Source organism: Aeromonas sp. 603404 (assembly GCF_049171775.1).
Classification (GTDB): domain Bacteria; phylum Pseudomonadota; class Gammaproteobacteria; order Enterobacterales; family Aeromonadaceae; genus Aeromonas; species Aeromonas veronii_A.
Genome location: NZ_JAAKPE010000011.1, coordinates 114,633 through 133,783 on the forward strand (window position 1 = coordinate 114,633; position 19,151 = coordinate 133,783).

At 60.8% G+C, this 19,151-nt stretch carries 20 protein-coding genes; 9 read left to right on the forward strand and 11 right to left on the reverse strand.

The features are described from left to right. The first annotated feature begins 24 nt into the window (after nt 1-24). From G5306_RS14995 to G5306_RS15005, 3 genes are all read left to right on the forward strand, one after another. Nucleotides 25-918, forward strand: a complete 894-nt coding sequence (locus G5306_RS14995) for a hypothetical protein (protein WP_216952184.1) — start codon at nt 25-27, stop codon at nt 916-918. Nucleotides 919-985: 67 nt separating this feature from the next. Further along, nucleotides 986-1,777 carry a substrate-binding periplasmic protein gene (locus G5306_RS15000; protein ID WP_216952183.1) on the forward strand — a complete coding sequence of 264 codons (792 nt, stop codon included), beginning with the start codon at nt 986-988 and terminating at the stop codon, nt 1,775-1,777. 111 nt (nt 1,778-1,888) lie between these two features. Further along, the gene (locus G5306_RS15005) at nt 1,889-2,773 is read left to right on the forward strand and encodes a hypothetical protein (protein ID WP_421313079.1); all 885 of its coding nucleotides are present in this window, start codon (nt 1,889-1,891) and stop codon (nt 2,771-2,773) included. Here the strand turns inward: G5306_RS15005 and G5306_RS15010 are convergent. Then, nucleotides 2,767-3,651: a LysR family transcriptional regulator gene (locus tag G5306_RS15010; RefSeq protein ID WP_047434749.1), complete on the reverse strand. Its 885-nt coding sequence runs from the start codon at nt 3,649-3,651 to the stop codon at nt 2,767-2,769. The two genes, G5306_RS15005 and G5306_RS15010, sit on opposite strands and share 7 nt — an antisense overlap. Before the next feature lie 134 nt (nt 3,652-3,785). Here G5306_RS15010 and G5306_RS15015 point away from each other — a divergent pair, with 134 nt between their 5' ends. The 5 genes from G5306_RS15015 to dhaR all read left to right on the forward strand — a co-directional run bounded on the left by G5306_RS15015 (nt 3,786) and on the right by dhaR (nt 8,993). Continuing rightward, nucleotides 3,786-4,187, forward strand: coding sequence for a CidA/LrgA family protein (locus G5306_RS15015; protein WP_040069042.1), 402 nt, complete (start codon nt 3,786-3,788; stop codon nt 4,185-4,187). Continuing rightward, entirely contained in the window at nt 4,180-4,869 is a 690-nt protein-coding gene (locus G5306_RS15020; RefSeq protein WP_005341581.1) for an LrgB family protein, read from the forward strand. The genes G5306_RS15015 and G5306_RS15020 overlap by 8 nt, the downstream gene beginning before the upstream one ends. 74 nt (nt 4,870-4,943) lie before the next feature. Further along, nucleotides 4,944-5,843: a hypothetical protein gene (locus tag G5306_RS15025; protein WP_342291521.1), complete on the forward strand. Its 900-nt coding sequence runs from the start codon at nt 4,944-4,946 to the stop codon at nt 5,841-5,843. Between the two features lie 277 nt (nt 5,844-6,120). Then, entirely contained in the window at nt 6,121-6,981 is an 861-nt protein-coding gene (locus tag G5306_RS15030; RefSeq protein WP_421313080.1) for a patatin-like phospholipase family protein, read from the forward strand. Nucleotides 6,982-7,091: 110 nt separating this feature from the next. Further along, complete coding sequence (gene dhaR / locus G5306_RS15035; RefSeq protein WP_421313081.1) at nt 7,092-8,993, forward strand: dihydroxyacetone kinase operon transcriptional regulator DhaR; 1,902 nt, start codon at nt 7,092-7,094, stop codon at nt 8,991-8,993. Between the two features lie 94 nt (nt 8,994-9,087). Here the strand turns inward: dhaR and G5306_RS15040 are convergent, their stop codons facing one another. From G5306_RS15040 to G5306_RS15075, 8 genes are all read right to left on the reverse strand, one after another. Beyond that, a complete protein-coding gene (locus tag G5306_RS15040; RefSeq protein ID WP_064337434.1) occupies nt 9,088-10,170 on the reverse strand; it encodes a glycerol dehydrogenase in 1,083 nt (360 codons plus the stop codon). 132 nt (nt 10,171-10,302) lie between these two features. Next, nucleotides 10,303-11,019 carry a dihydroxyacetone kinase phosphoryl donor subunit DhaM gene (gene dhaM / locus G5306_RS15045; protein ID WP_421313082.1) on the reverse strand — a complete coding sequence of 239 codons (717 nt, stop codon included), beginning with the start codon at nt 11,017-11,019 and terminating at the stop codon, nt 10,303-10,305. Nucleotide 11,020: 1 nt separating this feature from the next. After that, nucleotides 11,021-11,650, reverse strand: a complete 630-nt coding sequence (gene dhaL, locus G5306_RS15050) for a dihydroxyacetone kinase subunit DhaL (protein ID WP_421313083.1) — start codon at nt 11,648-11,650, stop codon at nt 11,021-11,023. A gap of 9 nt (nt 11,651-11,659) precedes the next feature. Beyond that, nucleotides 11,660-12,730 carry a dihydroxyacetone kinase subunit DhaK gene (dhaK, locus tag G5306_RS15055; protein WP_421313084.1) on the reverse strand — a complete coding sequence of 357 codons (1,071 nt, stop codon included), beginning with the start codon at nt 12,728-12,730 and terminating at the stop codon, nt 11,660-11,662. 238 nt (nt 12,731-12,968) lie between these two features. Continuing rightward, the gene (locus G5306_RS15060; RefSeq protein ID WP_005355011.1) at nt 12,969-14,327 is read right to left on the reverse strand and encodes an NCS2 family permease; all 1,359 of its coding nucleotides are present in this window, start codon (nt 14,325-14,327) and stop codon (nt 12,969-12,971) included. A gap of 306 nt (nt 14,328-14,633) precedes the next feature. Next, nucleotides 14,634-14,846, reverse strand: coding sequence for a transcription antiterminator/RNA stability regulator CspE (cspE, locus tag G5306_RS15065; RefSeq protein WP_005316548.1), 213 nt, complete (start codon nt 14,844-14,846; stop codon nt 14,634-14,636). A gap of 595 nt (nt 14,847-15,441) precedes the next feature. Continuing rightward, a complete protein-coding gene (yjbD, locus tag G5306_RS15070; RefSeq protein WP_421209399.1) occupies nt 15,442-15,726 on the reverse strand; it encodes a DUF3811 domain-containing protein in 285 nt (94 codons plus the stop codon). Nucleotides 15,727-15,872: 146 nt separating this feature from the next. Further along, nucleotides 15,873-16,775, reverse strand: coding sequence for a cation diffusion facilitator family transporter (locus tag G5306_RS15075; protein WP_421313085.1), 903 nt, complete (start codon nt 16,773-16,775; stop codon nt 15,873-15,875). A 461-nt stretch (nt 16,776-17,236) separates the two neighbouring features. Here G5306_RS15075 and G5306_RS15080 point away from each other — a divergent pair, with 461 nt between their 5' ends. Then, nucleotides 17,237-17,362, forward strand: coding sequence for a hypothetical protein (locus G5306_RS15080; protein WP_019445191.1), 126 nt, complete (start codon nt 17,237-17,239; stop codon nt 17,360-17,362). Between the two features lie 72 nt (nt 17,363-17,434). Here G5306_RS15080 and G5306_RS15085 read toward each other — a convergent pair whose 3' ends face one another. Both G5306_RS15085 and G5306_RS15090 read right to left on the reverse strand, forming a co-directional pair. After that, the gene (locus G5306_RS15085) at nt 17,435-18,178 is read right to left on the reverse strand and encodes a substrate-binding periplasmic protein (RefSeq protein ID WP_368226823.1); all 744 of its coding nucleotides are present in this window, start codon (nt 18,176-18,178) and stop codon (nt 17,435-17,437) included. Nucleotides 18,179-18,327: 149 nt separating this feature from the next. Continuing rightward, complete coding sequence (locus G5306_RS15090; protein ID WP_005340181.1) at nt 18,328-18,915, reverse strand: single-stranded DNA-binding protein; 588 nt, start codon at nt 18,913-18,915, stop codon at nt 18,328-18,330. Nucleotides 18,916-19,151 lie beyond the last annotated feature (236 nt).

A 19,151-nucleotide genomic window follows, 5' to 3' on the forward strand; every position in this document is an offset into this window, starting at 1 on the left:
GAACCCCGTTGTATGAGTTCAGCCATGATGTACCGACTTCTGTTGCTTTGCCTCTGTTTATCCCTCCCCTCAGCCTTGCTGGCTGCCACCCGTTTTACCCTGCTCAGCCCTGAAAACAGTCAGGATATGCGGATGCGTTATTACCGTGAGGTGATGCAGCTGGCGCTAGAGAAAACTCGCCCCGAATATGGCGACTACGAGTTGCTGGACTCCCTGCCGATGAACAAGGCGCGGATGCGGATCGAGGTGCAGGAGCAGGGCAAAAACGCCCTCTTTATTGTCGACAGCTGGCCTTATCAGGGGGAGGCAGTGGCGGATCAGGTGGCATCGATCCCGTTCCCGATCGATATGGGGATCCTCGGCTATCGGGTCTGTTTCGTCGGCTCGGATCGTGCTGCCGAGCTGGCGCGGGTGAACACCCTGGATCAGTTGCGCCACTTCACTCAAGGGGTGGGCACCGGCTGGCAGGATGCGGTGATCCTGCGCAACGGCGGGCTGACTGTGCATGAGGTGGATAACTACGAGTCGCTGTTTCGTATGGTGGCACGAGGGCGCATCGATCTCTTCTGTCGTGGGGCCAACGAGATCCTGTCGGAGTGGCAATCTCATCAGGGCAAGGTGGCCGGTTTGACGGTCGATCGCCATCTGGCCCTTTTCTATCCGCTGATCCACGTGTTCTACAGCAATGCCCGCTACGTTCAGGAGCGCGAGCGCCTTGAGCGCGGTCTGCAACTGGCCTGGCAGGATGGTTCGCTCAAACGGCTCTGGCGCCATCACTTCCAACCCTCGCTGGTGTTTGCCAATCTGGGGGCTCGCCAGATTGTCCGGCTCGGCAATCCGCAGTTACCCAAGGACGGTTTTGACTATCGCCCCTACCTTTACAACCCGCTGACGGATGATTTCGGTTCACAACCCTGAGCCGGGTTATCAGGTGCGCAGCTCTGATAGAGTAAGGGAGAGATCATTGCCGCAAAGGAGATGGCCCATGCACGCATCTGCCCTCTCCTTGCTCTTCATCGCGTTGCTGCTGCCTGCCACCGGCGGTGCAGCCCCGGTCTTTACGCTGCGTACCTGCCTCGAAAACAGTGACTCCTACCCCTGGCTGCTGCAATCGGGGGAGGGGATTGTCCAGTATCACCTAAAGGCGGTTGCTACCGCCCTCAATGCCGAGATCGTGCTGACGCCGCTGCCGTGGAAGCGCTGCCTCTCTCGGGTGAGCAGTGGCCAGATGGATGCGGCCATCAAGATGAGTTACAGCGTCGAGCGGGCGACCAGGGTGGGGGTCTATCCCATGCGTGAGGGCAAACCCGACCCCGCCAAGCGGCTGCTGACCGAGAGCTACAGCCTCTACCAGCTAAAGGGGGGCAAGAGCCTGTGGGATGGCACCACCCTCAGGATCAAGGGCATGGTGGCGGCCCAGTCGGGATTCTCCATCGTCGACTGGTTGCAGGCTGCGGGAGCCGAGGTGGATGACTCCAGCCGTGACCCGCTGATCATGTTGAAAAAGCTGGTGATGGATCGGGCGCAGGCGACCGCCATCCAGACCGAGGTGGCCGACAGCATTCTGGCGGCCCATCCCGCGTTGCAGGCCCGTATCGAGCGGCTGTCGCCGGTACTGGTGGAGAAGCCCTACTATCTGGTCTTCTCTCACCGCTTCTATCAATCTCATCCCCGACAAAGCCGGCAGGCGTGGGATGCTATCGAGCAGGTGCGCGACTCTGCTGCCTATCAGCGTTATGCCACATCGCTCAGAAGCACACCTCCGGTGGGGGAGTAGGCTGATGGATGCGACTGGCCGAAAAGTGGAGGAGAGCGTGGGGTGGCGGCAGGGCCGAGCGGCCAAGCTAGGGGCTACACTGAAAGAACCCCTTCAGCCAAGGCGCGGTTTATGTCACCCCTGCATCTGCTGGCTGCCGCTCTGCTCTGCATGTTGTCGCTGACCGGACAGGCGGCCACCCGGTTTACCTATATCAGCCCGGAGAGCGAGCGGGACCCGCGCACCACTTATGATCGGGAGCTGCTGCGGCTCGCCCTCGACAAGACCCGCGACCAGTTTGGCGACTATCTGTTGGAGCCTGCGCCGCCCATGACCAAGGCGCGCGAGCGGGTCAGCATGCAGCTCGACAACTATCCCAACCTCTTTGTAATGGACAGCTACAGCAGCACCCGCGAGGATCTGGGGCTCGCCTATGTCCGTTTTCCCATCCATCTGGGCATCGTCAGCTACCGCATCTGTTTTGTCAGCCCGCAGCAAAAGGGGGCGGTGAGCAAAGTGACCGACCTCAAGGGGCTGCGCCAGTTCACCTTCGGTCAGGGCAAGGGGTGGCTGGATGTGGATATCCTGCGTTACGCCGGGATGGAGGTGGTGGAAGTGGAGGGGTACGAAAAGCTGTTCAAAATGGTGGCGCGGGGCCGCTTCGATCTCTTCTGCCGCGGGGTGAGCGAGCTGCGCAGCGAGCAGCTGACCCACAAGGAGATGACGGACCTGCTGGTGGATGATGCATTGTTGATCTACTACCCGCTGCCCCGGGTTTTCTACACCAATCCCAACAATCGCGAGGCGCTGCAGCGGGTCGAGCGGGGGTTGCAGCTGGCGTGGCAGGATGGCTCGCTACAGGCGCTGTGGCGCAAGAGCTTTGGCCCGGCCATCGCCTTTGCCAAGCTCTCCCAGCGCCGACTGCTGCGACTGGATAACCCCTTCCTCGACGGGATCAGCTTCGATTACCGCCCCTACTTCTACAATCCGCAGACCGATCGCTTCGGCGATTACTGAGGTGCCTGCCGCTGGCGGCAGAGGGCCAACCAGGCCTCGGCGGTGCGGGAGAGATAGCGCTCGCTCGGCCAGATCACCCCGAGTCGCCAGCTCAATTCGGGCTCCAGCGGCCGCAGCACCAGACCATCCGGGGTCAGCCGGTGGCAGACCGGCTCCGGCAAGAAGGCGACCCCCATGCCGCTGCGTACCATGGCGGTGAGAAAATCCCACTGGCTGCTGCGCGCCGCCACCTGCGGCACAAAGCCCGCCTCCTGACATGCCTGCTCCAGCCGCTCGCTCAGGGTAAACGCCTGGGTATAGAGCAGGAAGGGCTCCTCCTGCAGGGACTCCAGCCGCAGCGGCGCCTCGCCATGCCAGCGGGGTTGATCAGGCAGCACTACCCGGATCGGGTATTGATCCAGCTCCAGCGCGCTGAGGGCGCCTCCCTCTTTGGTCGGCAGCATGGTGATGGCGAGATCCAGCTCCCCCTCCAGCACCGCCTGTTCAATGCGGCGACCGCCGTACTCCACCAGGGTCAGCTCCACCTTGGGATAGCGGCTGCGGTAGGCGCGGATCAGATCCGCATAGACGTGACCCACCATGGGGGGAATGCCGAGGGTGAGGCGACCATGTTGCAGGCTCTGCAGATCCGCCAGTTCGGCCTCCAGCTGCTGCATCTCTGCCAAGATGGTCTGGGCCCGGTTGAACAGCACCTGGCCGCTGTCGGTCAGGGTGAAGCGGCGCCCTTCCCGGTTTAGCAGGGGTTGACCCAGCTCCTCCTCGATATTGCGGATCATCTTGCTGATGGTGGGCTGGGTGACGAACAGCTTTTCAGAGGCGCGGGTGAAGCTTTTTTCCCGCACCAGTTCGACAAAATAGCGCAGGGCGCGAATATCCATGGACTCTCTCGACCCTTGTTGGCGGGTGCAGGATGAAGTATGCCTATGGGGCATGAATTCGATAATTTTAATTCATTTCTGGCAGGTTTTGCTCAACTCTATACTGTGAGCCGGTTCACAGAAAGACGATGATCATGAAAGCCCTCTGCTTGCGCTGGTTACAGACTCCCTTCCAGATTGTGTTGCTGGCAGCCATCTGGCTGCTGGCCGATACCGCGGTGCGTACCCTCCATCTGCCGCTGCCCGCCAACCTCACCGGCATGTTGTTGCTGCTGGCCTGCATCCTGCTCGGGGTGGTTAAGGCCGAGTGGTTTAGCGCGGGTGCTCGCTGGCTGCTGGCCGAGATGCTGCTCTTCTTCGTGCCCGCCGTGGTGGCGGTGGTCAACTATCAGGATCTGCTGTTGCAGGAGGGGTGGCGCATCATGGTGGTGCTGCTGGTGAGCACTACGCTAGTGCTCGGCACCACGGCGCTGGTGGTGGATCGGGTTTACCGCCTCGAACTGAAACTGGCCCGCCGGAGTCGCCGTCATGTCTGATACCCTGCTCGGGCTGATCTGTTTCGCCCTCACCCTGCTCTTCTACTACGCCAGCAAATGGCTCTATGGCAAGAAGCGCATTCTGCCGCTGATGCCGCTGCTACTGGCGCCGACCCTGCTGGTGGCCGTGGTGCTGCTGTTCCACATCCCCTATCAGGATTACATGGCGGAATCCCACTGGCTGCTCTGGCTGCTGGGCCCCGCCACCGTCGCCTTCGCGGTGCCGGTCTACGAGAACCGCCAGCTCATTCGTCGCCACTGGTTGTCGTTGTCGGTAGGGGTGGTCGCTTCCGTCATCATGGCGGTGGGGAGTACCGTGCTGCTGGCTCGCTGGCTGGATCTCTCCGACATGTTGCAACGCAGTCTGGCGATGCGTTCCATCACTACACCGTTTGCGGTGGAGGCGACCCGCGCCATCGGCGGTCAGAGCGACCTCACCGCGCTGTTTGTGGTGCTCACCGGCGTCATCGGCATGGCGGTGGGTGAGAGCGTGCTCACCGTGCTGGCCATTCGCAGCCGTCTCGGCAAGGGGGCGGGGTTTGGTGCCTCGGCCCACGGCGCCGGTACCGCCAGGGCCTATCAGATGGGCAACGAAGAAGGGGTGGTCTCCAGCATGGTGATGATGATCGCAGGTATGGTGACCGTGCTGCTGGCACCCCTGCTGGGCCGGATGTTCTGGTAGGCCTGGCTTCCCTTTAGAAGGCGGCTCGTCCCGGCGCTACACTCTAGTGAGCCTGTATTTCCGGGATGAGCAGTATGACCTTTCATCGCCTCGCTTCCTGCTTGCTGCTGTGCAGCCTTTCCCTCCTTGCCACTCCCCTACGGGCGAGCGACGTCATCACTCATATCAGCCCCGAGAGCGATCGGGACTTGCGTACCCTCTATTTTCGCGATCTGTTGCAGCTGGCGCTGGAGAAGACCCGCGACAGCTTCGGTGACTACGAGCTGCGAACCGCGCCGCCGATGAACCGTATCCGGATGCGACAGATTGTGCAGACTCAGCAATACCCCAATCTGTTTGTGGCTGACAGTCTGCGCCCGGCCGCAGAGAGCGGAGCGCTGGATTACGTCCGTTTTCCGGTGGAGCTGGGCATCCTCGGTTATCGCATCTGCTTTGTCAGCCCGCAGCAGGCCGATGCGGTGGCAAGGGTCAATACCCTGACCGACCTGCAGCAATTTCTGCACGGGCAGGGACGTGGCTGGCAGGATGCGGAGATCCTGCGTCATGGGGGATTCAAGGTGCAGGAGATCGACGGTTACGAGCGGCTGTTCAAGCTGGTGGCTCGCGGTCGCATCGATCTCTTCTGCCGCGGGGCCAACGAGCTCTTCATCGAGCAGGAGCAGCACAGTGATCTGCCCGGCCTCACCGTGGATCGGCGAGTGGCGCTGCACTATCCCTTCCTCCACCTCTTCTACACCCACAAGGATAATCAGGCCGCCATCCGCCGCCTCTCGGTCGGCCTCAAACTGGCGTGGCGGGATGGCTCGCTGCAACAGCTCTGGCTGCGCCACTTCAAACCTTCCCTTGAGCAGGCGCAGCTCCCCAGGCGCCTGCTGTTCGAGTTGGCCAATCCGCGCCTTGATAAGGTGGACTTTGATTATCGGGCCTACCACTACAACCCCGTCGACGGGACGTTCGGGCCCGGGCTGCCTTGATCCTGATGGTGTTGTTCCCGGATAAAGGGCCGGATCTGCCGATGCGCTTAAGCATGCCAAAAAGGCATGTTTTTTATTATTTAAATTCATTTTTTGAAGGTTGGTGCGCTGCATATACTGGGGGTCGCTTCACGGTTCAGGTTTGCTCCTGCCCGCTTCTGGCTTGTGCGAGTGAGCCTGAATCGTCCTGCTGCGGCGTCTTGATGTTCTGCATGAAGGCGTCCATCACTGGGCCGGGATCGATCCCGGCAGGTATTACAGCTGACGGAGCCTTGTTATGTTTAATTCCCACTCTTGCGCCCTGATTGTCGAAGGGGGGGCGATGCGCGGCATCTTTGCCAGCGGCGTGCTCGATGCCTTCGTGGAAAGCCACCACTACCCGTTCGATTTCGTCATGGGCGTCTCGGCCGGTGCCACCAATCTGGTCTCTTATCTGAGCGAGCAGCCGCGCCGCAGCCACCACATCATCACCGAGCTGGCTTGCAGTTCCCGGTTTCTCGATCCCCTGCGCTTTGTCAAAGGGGGCGATCTGGTGGACATCGGCTGGCTGTGGCAAGCCAGTCGCCATCGCTTCCCGCTCGATCTCGAGACTTTCTGCGCCCGCGACATTCCCTTCTATGCGGTGGCGACCGATGTGGCGAGCGGCAAGGCCATCTATCTGCCGGTGCGGCCCGACAACATGGATGAGGTGCTGACCGCCACCTGCGCCCTGCCAGTGGTGCAGCACGATACCCCCTGCGTCGATGGTCGCCCGATGGCCGATGGCGGGATCAGCGACTCCATTCCGGTGATCGAGGCCTATCGGCGCGGTGCACGGCGGATGACAGTGGTGCTGTCGGAACCCCGGGGCTATCGCAAGAAGCCGGCCCGTTTCTGCTGGATGGTCAAAGCCTTGCTGAAAACCCAGCCTGCACTGGCGCAAGCTATGCTGGAGCGGGATCGCGCCTACAACCGGGCGCTCGATTTCATCGCCAATCCCCCTGCCGATTGCGACATCGAGGTGATCGCGCCACCGACCGATTTCATGGTCTCCCGTTTTACCCAGGATCCGATCAAGCTGGAGTCCGGCTATCTGCAGGGCTACTGGCAGGGGCGCCAGAGCGTGCTGCGGGCAGTCAGGACTGTACGTGCCGCTTAGCGGCAACCTGGTGTCTTTAAACGTTGCCACCCTCTGAGGCAGGTCACTGAATCGGGGGCGCTGGCGTGGTTAAATGGTCGGCTCACATCTTGCCGGATATTGCTGTGACCATGCCATCTGACCTTCAGCCGCTGCTCGCTTGGCCTGACTATCTGCAGGCCTCCTGGCTGCGCTGCGCCCACCAGACCAGTGCCACCCTCTGGCATCCGCCCCACAGCGCCAAGGGGCAGACCTTGCAGAGCCTGCGTCAGCGCAAGCGTGACCTGCTCACCACCGGCGAGATGGCCCTCGAAGATCTCTACGAATTTATGGAGGGGCGCCCCTGCGCCCTGCTGCTCACCGACGAGAGCGGCTGCCTGCTGGCCCAGACCGGTCACCCCGACACCTTGCGCGAACTGGCAGCGCTGGGGTTTGGCCCCGGCGCCTTCTTCAGCGAGGGGCGCATCGGCACCAATGCCATCAATCTGGCGGCGCTGGAGGGGGTACCGCTCTGCGTCAGCGGCCCCCAGCACTTCAACCAAACCCTGCACCCATGGCACAGCTGCGCCAGCCCGGTCTACAACAGCAATGGCCGTCAGGTCGCCATCATCGCTTTGATCTGCAAGGTGGAGGAGGCGAGCGCCGGCGATCTGGCGCTCACCGTCAGCGCCGGGCGCGAGCTGGCACATCTGCTGCAGATGGAGACCCTGATGCAGGAGTCCCAGCACCACCTGAGCGAGCTTTACGCCCTGCTCGACGGCATGGATGACGGCGTGCTGGCCTGGGATCCGCAGGGTCGGCTGCGCTACCTCAACGCGCTGGCGGCCCACCGGCTGCGGCTCGATCCGGCGCTCTGCCTCGGCCAACCGCTGGAGCAGCACCTGTTGTTGCCCCAGCGGTTGCAGCTGGCCATCAGGGGGCAGACGCCGCTCAGCCATGTGGAGGTGACGCTGGAGCGGCTCGGCGCGCAGGGGGGAGAGTTTATCAATGCGCTGGTGAGCCTCAAGCCGCTGCCGGGGCCGGAGGGGGTCAGCTTTATCGCCCTGCTGCACCCGGTCGATCGGCTGCGGGCCATTCACCAGTTGCGCCAGACGGTGCCCGAGTTGTCGGCGCTGGTGGGCGAATCGAGCGCCATGCGCAAGCTGCTGCGCTACGCCCGGCAGGCGGCCCAGAGTCAGGGGCCGATCCTGCTGCGTGGCGAGGAGGAGGTGGGCAAGGCCCAGCTGGCGGAGGCGATCCACTTTGGCAGTGAGCGGGCCGCCGGGCCGCTTATTACCCTCAACTGCAAGGCACTGCCGAGCGAGCGGATGGCGCTGGAGCTGATGGGCTCCGACGAGGCGGGGCAGGAGCGGGCAGGCAAGTTCGAGCTGGCCCACGGTGGCACCCTGGTGCTGGAGCAGGTGGAGTGCCTCTCCGCCCCCATGCAGGCGGCGCTGCTGCAACTGCTCAAGACCGGCCGCATCCAGCGCTTCGATTCGGCCCGCATCCTGCCGCTCAAGGTGCGGATCATCGCCACCAGCAGCGCCCCGCTGGAGCAGCTGGTGCAGGAGGGGCTGTTTGGCCGCCAGCTGCTCTATGCCTTGCAGGCGTGCGAGCTGTGGCTGCCGGGGCTGCGAGAGCGCGCGGCGGATCTGCCGGGTCTTATCAGCCAGCAGCTAGGGGCGCAGGGGCGCGAGCCGGTACGCCAGTTCAGTCCGGCGGCCCTCGACTGTCTGCTCGCCTATCCCTGGCCCGGCAATCTGGGGGAGCTGCGCAGCGCCGTCGAGCATGCGCTGCTTCAGGCCGGTCAGGGGCCGATCCCGCCGGAGGCGCTGCCCGCCGCCATTCGGCACGGTTATCAGCGGGTGGCGGACGAGGTGGTGGGGCAACCGCTGCTCACGCTGGCGGAGCTGGAGCGGCAAGCCATCCTGCGCTGCGCCCATGCCTGCAAGGGGCAGGTGAGCCAGATGGCCCAGCATCTTGGCATCAGCCGCACCACCCTCTGGCGACGACTCAAGCTGCTCGAGATCGATCCCGCCGACTATCAGGGCTGATGGCTATTGAAGCCGTTGCAAACCGGCCCGCAGAAAACGAAACGGCCCCGCAGTTGCGGGGCCTTGTTATATGGCAGGGTCAGTCGTAGCGCGGTTACAGCCCCAGCTGGTGGGCAGTCACGATAGCTGCCAGCACATCTTCGGCAGTGACCTTGAACGGCATATTGTGGATGGTTTCGCCCTCGGCGGTGGAGGCTTTGGCCACCTCCATCAGGCGCGCCATATCCAGCTCCTTGACCCCCATCATATGCAGGTTGGTCGGCAGGCCCACCGAGCGGCAGAAACCCAGCACGGTTTCGATCTCCGCCATCGGGGCGTTCTCCAGCACCAGTTGCACCAGGGTACCGAATGCAACTTTCTCACCGTGATAGAGGTGGTGGCACTCGGCCAGCTGGGTCAGGCCGTTGTGGATGGCGTGGGCGGCGGCCAGCCCGCTGCTTTCGAAGCCGATACCGCTCAGATAGGTGTTGGCCTCGATGATGTTCTCCACCGCCTTGGTGCAGAGCCCCTGCTCCACCGCCAGCTTGGCCTTGTAGCCATCGGCCAGCAGGGTCTTGTAGCAGAGCTCGGCGATGGCCTGCGCCGCCAGGGTGGAGGCGCCACCGGCCATGGTCTGGCAACCGGAAACCTTGTTGGCGCGCGCCTCGAAGTAGGTGGAGAGCGCATCCCCCATGCCGGAGACCAGCAGCCGCACCGGGGCGCGGGAGACCACGCCGGTATCCATGATGACCATGTTGGGGTTGGTCGGGATCATCAGGTATTCGCTGAACTGCCCCTCCGGGGTGTAGATGACCGCCAGCGCGCTGGTGGGGGCATCGGTGGAGGCGATGGTGGGTACTATGACCACCGGCACCTTCTGGTAGAAGGCGACCGACTTGGCGGTATCCAGCGTCTTGCCGCCGCCGATGCCGATGATGACGTCAAACGGCGTCTGCTTGCAGCGGGCCAGCAAGCGGTCGATCTCGGGGCGGGAACACTCGCCGTTGAAGCAGTCGAATTCCGGCTTGATACCGGCGCCGTGGAAGCTGGTGGCCACGGTATCGCCCACCAGCTTGGTGACGAAGGCGTCAGCCAGGATCAGTGGCTTGCTGCCGAGCGCTTTGACGTAGTTGCCGATGTTGGCGAGGGCCCCGTTGCCTTGCACGTATTTGCTGGGGCTGATGATAATGCGGTCCATATTCTATCCCTCTCTCTTTACTAATTAAGAATCGGGGCGAAGGGGCGGCAGTGCCGGGGACTCCTTCGTCTTGAATGAAGCTGCACAGGCTCTGCGAGCGAGTGCAACCCCTTGAAACAATGGTGTGCGGCGTCAGTCGCCGAAGCGATCAAAGGCCAGCTGCTGGAAGCAGGCCAAGGCGGCGCTGGCATCCTCCCCGCGTGCCAGCAGGGTGAGTTGGTCGCCCTGACGCACGTTGAGCATGGCGAGCCGGGTCAGGCTGCGGGGATTGGCCTCTTTGTCCCCCTTTTGCAGCTTGAGTTCGGCGGCAAAGGGCTTGAGGGCGGCCACCAGCCGGGCGGCGGGGCGCACATGCAGGCCGTGGGGGTTATCCACCACCACCTCGCAGCGCAGCCAGCCGTCGTCAGCAACGGGGGCTGTCTCGGTGGCGGCCTGCGCCGCGCTGGCAGGCAGCATCGCCTGTTTCGGGCCCAGCGCGCCGAGTGCCTCGGTGGCCACCTCATCCAGCGTCAGGCCGGAACCGGCCGCCACCACAGCGGCCAGGGTGCCCTCCACCAGCGGGGCCGGGCAGAGCCGCACCCTTGCGCTTAACTCGGGTGGCAGCAGTTCTAGGGCGGTCTCGGCGCTGAGCAGAGCGCTGCCCAAGTCCATCAGCACCAGCACGCCGCTGCCGTCGTCCGCCTCTTCAATCGCACTCATCACCGCGATGGCATCGGTGCCGATGGGGTGGTCGGGGTCATCGACCCCGGCCGCCAGCAGCAATCGGGCCGGGCTGCCGAGCTGGTCGGCCAGCGCTTTCAAGCCGGCCGCCAGCATGGCGCTGTGAGAGACAACTACGATTCCGATCATGTCACAACCTCGCTCTGTCACGCAGGGCGCTCAGCAGCAGCAGGGTCGAGGTGGCCCCGGCATCCTGATGGCCGATGCTGCGCTCGCCAAGATAGCTGGCGCGCCCCTTGCGGGCCTGCATCTGGATGGTCGCCTCGGTACCGGCCGCGGCGGCTGCCACCGCCTTGTCCAGTGCTTCATTGAGGGGCAGCTCTTGCTGCTGCGCCTGTTGCAGGGCGGCCAGTGCCGGCCACCAGGCATCGCACATAGTCTTGTCGCCCGGCTCGGCACGGCCGCGGGAGACGATCCCCTCGACCCCGTCACTCAGCATTTTGCACAACTGGCTGAGGCTCAGGCTCTGGCAGGCATCGCTGCTGGCCGCGGCCCGGATAAAGAAGGTGCCGTAGAGCGGGCCGCTGGCGCCGCCGACCGAGGAGAGCAATGTCATACCGGTGGTTTTCAGTACCTGCCCGATATCCTTGTCTGCCACTGCGGGCAGCTTCTCGGCCACCTTGGCGAAGCCGCGCTGCATGTTGAGGCCGTGGTCGCCGTCGCCGATGTCGGTATCCAGCGCGGTGAGGTAGTCACGCTGCTCGGTAAAGATGTGTTCGCAGTCCAGCAGCCAGTTGACGATGTGATGCTTGCTTAACATGGGTTCTCCTTAGCAGCCGCGACGCAGGGCGGGGGTGTGAACGGGGGCATCCCACAGGGTCATCAGTTCGTCATCTACCTTGAGCAGGGTGATGGAGATGCCGGTCATGTCGAGGGAGGTGCAGTAGGGGCCGATCAGGTTGCGCACCAGATGGATGCCCGCCTCCTCGCACAGGGTAGCGAGGCGGCCATAGACGCCATAGAGCTCGGAGATGGGGGTGCCGCCGAGGCTGTTAACCAGCGCGATGACCCGATCGCCCTTGTTGAGCGGTTCGATAAAGGTGTGCTCTTCCTGCCAGCTGCCGCTGGTGCGATCCCAGTGGCGCAGGGTGCGCCCATAGGGGGTATTGTCCGCCAGCTCGCTGAACATGTCGTCCACCAGCATATTGAGGTCGGTGAAGGGGCGGCGCTCGATGCCCGGCTCGCCGTGGATACCGACGCCGAACTCCATCTCGTTGTCCGCCAGGGTGAAGGAGGGCTTGCCAGCGGCCGGCACGGTGCAGGCATGCATGGCTACGCCTATGGTGCGGCTCTGGTTGTTGATGCGACGGGCCAGCGCCTCGCAGCGCGCCAGATCGTAGCCCGCCTCGGCGGCGGCACCGACCAGCTTCTCGCACAGCACGGTCGTGGCAACGCCACGGCGACCGGCGGTGTAGAGGCTGTCTTTGACCGCCACGTCGTCATCGATCAGGGCGAAGCCTACCTTGACCCCGTCGCCGTGAAGCAGCTCGACCGCGGTCTCGAAGTTGAGCACGTCGCCGGTGTAGTTCTTCACCAGAAATAGTACGCCCGCGCCGCCATCAACGGCCTGACCGCACTCGTACATCTGATCCGGCGTCGGAGAGGTAAAGATCTCGCCGGGGCAGGCGCCATCCAGCATCCCTTTGCCCACCAGACCGCCGTGCATCGGCTCGTGGCCGCTGCCACCGCCGGAGACCAGCGCCACCTTGCCCATCACGGGGGAGTCGGCGCGGGTGATGTAGTGGGGTTCGATACGTACCTTGAGCTCGGGGTGGGCGGCTGCCATCCCCATCAGTTGTTCACGGACCACGGCATCGACGGCATTGATCAGTTTCTTCATGGCTCACTCCTTGGCTTGCCACCGCTCGGGTGGGCAAATGGTTGATGGAGCCAGTCTAACGACAGAAAAAGGGATAAAAATGACGGGCGATTTGGTTCGGATTTGAAACAGCAGAAGGGGGATGGATGTTTCAATCTGAAACGGCGCGGGGCTAGCGGGCGGGAAACTGTTAGCTGACTCACAGCCATGAAAAAGGGCCCCGCAGGGCCCTTCGCTATAACCGGAATATGCGGGCGGGTTAGATGGCCCAGCCACCGGCATAGAAGACCACCAGCGCCAGGGCGATGATGACGGTGCCGACGTTCAGCTTCTTCCACTCGGCAGCGAAGATGCGGCCAACGACCAGCGCCACGAAGCCCAGCATGATGCCGGTCACGATGTTGCAGGTGAGCACGATGAAGACGGCGCACAGCATGCCGGAGAGGGCATCGACCGAGTCGCTGAAGTCCAGCTTGGTGACGTTGCCCAGCATCAGCAGACCGACGTACATCAGGGCCGGTGCGGTGGCGTAAGCCGGTACCAGATAGCTCAGCGGGGAGAGGAAGATCATCAGCAGGAACAGCACGCCGACCAGCGCGGCGGTCAGACCGGTCTTGCCACCGGCTGCGGTGCCTGCGGCGGATTCGATGTAGACGGCAGCCGGAGCGCCACCAACGGCACCTGCCACCATGCTGCTGACGGAGTCGGCAGTCAGGGCCTTGCCGCCGCTGATGATGTGGCCACGTTCGTTGATGAGACCCGCCTGTCCGGCCACGGCACGGATGGTGCCGGTGGCGTCAAACACGGCGGTCATCACCAGCGCCAGTACGGTCGGAATGACTACCGGATTGAGGGCGCCCAGCAGATCCATGCTGCCTACCAGCGAGCCTTTCTCGCCAGTCAGGCTCGGCATGGCGAAGAAGCCCTGCCAGGTCACTTTCGGGTCGAAGATAAGGCCGAGGATGGAGATGGCGATGATCACCATCAGGATGCCGCCCGGCACCTTGCGACGCTCCAGACCGAAGATGGCAGCCAGACCCAGCACCGTCATGATCACCGGGAAGGCGGTCACTTCACCGAGCTGTACCGGCAGACCGGCCCCTTCGTTCTTGATCACCATGCCAACGCCGTTGGTGGCGATCAGCAGCAGGAACAGACCGATACCGATGCCGGTACCGTGGGCGATGCCGGAGGGGAGGTTGTCCAGGATCCACTGGCGCACGCCGGTGACGCTGATCAGGGTAAACAGCACACCCATCAGGAAGATGGCGCCCAGCGCGACCGGAATGCTCAGTCCCTGACCCAGCACCAGACTGAAGGCGGTAAAGGCGGTGAGGGAGATCGCGCAACCGATAGCCATCGGCAGCTTGGCCCACAGGCCCATCAGCAGGGAGCCGAAGGCGGCGATCAAACAGGTGGCCACAAACACCGGGCCCTGCTCAAAGCCGGCAGCGCCCAGCATGTTCGGCACCACTATGATGCTGTAGACCATCGCCAGGAAGGTGGTCAGCCCCGCGACCAGCTCCTGACGCACGCTGCTGCCGCGCGCAGAAATGGAAAAATAAGAGTCCAGAAAGCCGCCAGTCCCTGTTTGGGCGGCCATATCTTGCTTTGCCATAACTAATCCTGAAAGTGTGAAGGAAATCGTTTGCGTTGGTGGCGCGCAAAATAGCAAGAATTCGCGGCAAATACAGCGGATAACCTGACTTTTTCGTCACTATTTTACATTTTGAGTCCATTCGGAGCTCATTCTAAGACTCAAGCGGTGAGAGCGTGTAAGGGAGGGATCAAGCGGTCGGGGGAGGGGAGGTCAGTGAGGAAAAAAGCGTGGAACAACAAAAAACCCGCCGAAGCGGGTTTTTTTAAATTCTTGCAGAGCTGTCAGCAGTTGGCATAAGCCATCAGCAGCATGCTCCGGCTTGAATTACAGACCAACTACGTTGGCAGCAGCCGGGCCTTTCTGGCCTTGCTCGATGGTGAACTCAACGCGCTGACCTTCGTCCAGGGTTTTGAAGCTGGTGGACTGGATAGCGGAGAAGTGTACGAACACGTCTTTGCTGCCGTCAGCCGGGGAGATGAAACCAAAACCTTTCTCAGCGTTGAAGAACTTAACGGTACCAGTCATTTTGTTAGACATAATAATTTCCTTAAATAGTGTTGAATGCCACCTAAATGGCAATTTTTGATTTTTCGTCAGCAATACGTATTGGGAGCACTAAAGAAGGAGAATTATTTGATAAGAATTATCCGAGGATAACGCTTATGCTAATCACTGCTTTACTAAAATGACTGCCTAACATAATCAGGTCTGAACTGCCGAACCATCGAGAAAGATTAAAACACGCTCTCATTTTTAAAGCAAACTTTATCTCGATATTAATGTTTTGTAACAGCCAAAAATATCATTTTTTATAGTAAACATGATGCATTTCAACGGCATAGAAAAATCAGTGCGGACTCATATCACCCTGTGGCAAGTCAGATTCGGCTTTTTTGTCCTGACTATGTAGCCAGTTCTGACAAAAAATATGAGAAAAAATGAAAAGGTGGCGAGAGACGTGGATTGTCAGTTGGCGTTTTCTCTAACTCACAATGTAAATCACTTCTTTGCTGCTGCGATTAGCTTCTGAGCGGCAAATCAATGGCAGCACCAAATCTGGCGCATCGAGCATCGTCCAGACATGCAAACGCCCGCTGGCACCAAGTGCCAGCGGGCGTTTTGCAAGAAGGGATCAGCGCTTGCTGCGAAACTTGTTGCTGACCGAATCAATCCAGCTGAAGGTTTCCGGCAGTACCTGGTTCTTGGCACGCTCTTTGGCTTTCTCGCGAGCCAGCTTGGAGGCTGCCTTGGCCGCTTCGGCGCGGTCGGCCACAATTTTCAGGCGACCCTCTTCGCGGATCTTGTTCCGCTCTCCGTTGGTCAGCTGGTGGTCTACATTGGCTTGTGCCTTTTGCAATAACAAGGCTATCTCGGCTTTTTCGGCCTCGGTCAGATCTTTCATTTCCAGCTTTTTCACGGCGCGCTCCTGCGGCAGGGTGGTTAGACACCCTAACACAGTTGTGCCGATCACTTCTTATGCAATCGGCTTTCCGGCAGTAAAAATGCGGGTTTGTGCCAACTTTCTGTTATTTCGCTGCCACTTTCCCGCCTGTTTGCCACATTTCAATTTATGGCGAGCGGTGAGGGCAGCTCTTGCTCCTCCGGCTCGACGTGGATCAGCACGATGGCGTGGGGCAACTGCGCCATGATGGCGTGTTCGATGCGATCACAGATATCGTGGGCTTCGCCGATGCTCATCTCCGTGGGCAGGGTGAGATGGAAGTCGATATGGCGACGACGACCGGCACGACGGCTGCGCAGATCGTGAAAACCGCTGGCGGCAGGGCAGCATTCGGTGATGATGCGGCTGGTCATCGCCAGCTCTTCCGGGCTCATGCTCTGGTCGATCAGCGGCTGGAAGGCCTCGTTGAGCATGCTGATCGCCTCTCTGACAATAAAGATGGCGACCGCAATGGCGACCAGCGGGTCGAGGATGGCGAGTGAATGGCCAAACAGACCGGCCAGCCAGATCCCGCCAAGACCGACGGCGACCCCGGCGGAGGTGAACACATCCGCCTTGAGATGGAGCGCATCGGCCGCCAATGCAACTGACTCTTCTTCCCGGGCCACCTTGTAGAGGTAGGCCGAGACGCCGCTGTTGACCAGCGCCGAGATCACCATCACCAGCACGCCCCAGCCAATGCTTTCAATCGGGCTGGGGGTGATCAGCTTGTCGACGGCTTCGAAGATGATCCAGCCCGCGGCCAGCAAGATAAGCAGTGCTTCGATGACGCCGGAGACATTTTCAATCTTGTCGTGACCATAGGGGTGGCGTTCATCGGGCGGGAGATCGGACTTTTTCACCGCGAACAGGGCGATCAGGGCCGCCACCAGATCCATGGCGGAGTGGATCGCCTCCGAGATGATACTGACCGAGCCGCTGGCGAACCCGGCCACCATTTTCATGATGATCAGACTGATATTGGAGCAGACCGACACCATGGCGGCTCTGGTTTTTCTGTTCATGTCACAGCTTCCTGAATAAAAACGGATATTTCGGTGCGGCGCGCATTATATCCGGCTGACCGGAAATAACCTATTAGGTGTTGTAACCTGATGTTTCCGGTGATATTGCGAATGCTTATTAAAATGGTGGCCTCTTGCGCGGTAATAAATAATGAGAGGGATTTATATTTCTCCGTGAAAATATCTAGCCAACGATGACTTAATATAAGCGTGACAACATTTAATAATGCGAATTACTCTTTTTTGGTCTTTCCTGTTGAGGTCGTTTGGCCTCCCCTCTCAAGGGGCTGCACGCGACATCTTTTGGACGAGAATGAGGCTGGATCCGGATGCCGCTGGAGGGTATGCTGGGTCTGGTGATGGTCTTGCACCATCCCACCAAGCGTACTGAAGTTGATGATTCGGATGGCATGCTGGCTCCCATGAGGAACCAACTGTCTGGGTAACATTTTTGGAGTTTGATGATGAGTAACAAAGAACATCACAACGGCAAAGATGCCAAGAAAAAACCGCAGATGTCACTGAAAGAGAAACGCGAAGCCAAACGTCAGAAAGCAGAACTGAAAAACGGCAGCGCAATGAAGTAACGCTCCCCTACTGCTGTTCCTTCGGAGCCAGTACAAAGCCAGCCCTTACCGGCTGGCTTTTATGTTTGTGGCTCACGGCGTGGCGCCGTAAGCCGCGAAAATCTGGTGATAACGACCATCCTGACGCATCGCCTCAAGGCGCTTATCAAACAGATTGCGGGCATCGGCCGTTCGGAAGGCAAAGTGATAGACGGTGGGCGGGAAGAGGTCTGCTTGCCTGACCTGATTGCGCTCGTAGTGCTCGCCTGCCTGGGCGGTGGCGATCAGCTGGTCGAGGTAGTAGTAGAACACCCGCTCCTCCAGTACGACTGCATCCACCCTGCCGCGCATCAGCTGATGTACCTGCACCTGCTGCTTGGCTACCTCCTCATAGTGGGGATTCTGGTTGGCCATGGTGGCGAACGCGCCCCCCAGAATGATCCTTGCCCGTTGAAAGGCGGTGACCCGTTTTGAATGCAGGTCGTCCAGAGTACTGATGTGGGTGCTGCGCAGGGTGAAGATCCGGTTATGGAAGGTGATAACGGGCTGGGTCAGAACGTGAGGATCAACCATACCGGGTCTGACGTTGATGATGGCATCCAGCTTTCCTGACTCGAACAGGCGGAAGGTACGCTCCAGTGGCAGAAATTCAAAGCAGGGCTCATAGCCGCTGCCAGCGAACGCCTCTTTCAGCAGATCCAGCTCAATGCCGCGATTCTCGCCTTCGATGACATAAGGGGGGATGGCAAAGCTGACCCCGACCTTGAGTGGCTTTGCCTGCAACTGGCCGGAGAGCATGCTGGTCAGCATTAGCAATAAAGGGGTGAGCAGTTTCATTGCACTTTTCACAAAGCGTTCCTGTGGAGAATATCCATCACTGTAGGGGAGGCAACCAAAAAGCGTTATATCCCTTTCGGGCTGAGAGGTTCAGCCAGAGTGCATAAAAAAAGACCCTGAGTTATCAGGGCCTTTTCAATATTCTGTTCTTAGAACGGGATATCGTCGTCGAAATCCATCGGCGGCTCGTTATATACCGGCGGCGCAGATTGCGGCTGCTGGGCAGGACGGCCATAACCGCCTTGCGGCTGCATGTTCTGCTGCGGAGCTGGTGCCGGGCGCTGTTGATTCATCGGCTGCTGGGCAGGCATGCTCTGCTGCGGCTGACCCCAGTTACCCTGGGATTGGCCACCCATGTTCTGGCCCATACCCTGACCGCCTTGCGGACGGCCACCCAGCATCTGCATCACGCCAGTGAAGCTGTCGACCAGCACTTCAGTGGTGTAGCGCTCCTGGCCGCTCTGATCCTGCCATTTGCGGGTTTGCAGTTTGCCTTCCACATAGACCTGGGAGCCCTTCTTCAGGTACTCGCCAGCCACTTCGGCCAGCTTGCCCATGAAGACGACGCGATGCCATTCGGTACGCTCTTTCTGCTCACCGGTCTGCTTGTCGCGCCAGGTTTCGGAGGTAGCCAGAGTAATGTTGGTCACGGCACCGCCACTCGGCATGTAGCGTACTTCCGGGTCTTGCCCGAGGTTACCGATCAGAATGACTTTATTGATGCCTCGACTGGCCATAATCTCTCTTCCACCTTATTTACCGGCCAGGTCGAAACCTGGTCCAACACGACTAGATACCTGATTAGTTGCTGTGTGCGAGGCGCAATGTCCCGCAGACGCATGTGACGGTCATAGTAACAGTTGCGAAGCGGATTGGCAGCATCCTTAACCGGCTTGATGTGCCAAAGGTAACTGTTGGCTCCTGCTGTAGTGATGGTCGGGTTGCAGCTGTTTCCGGCGCGTCCGGCATCACA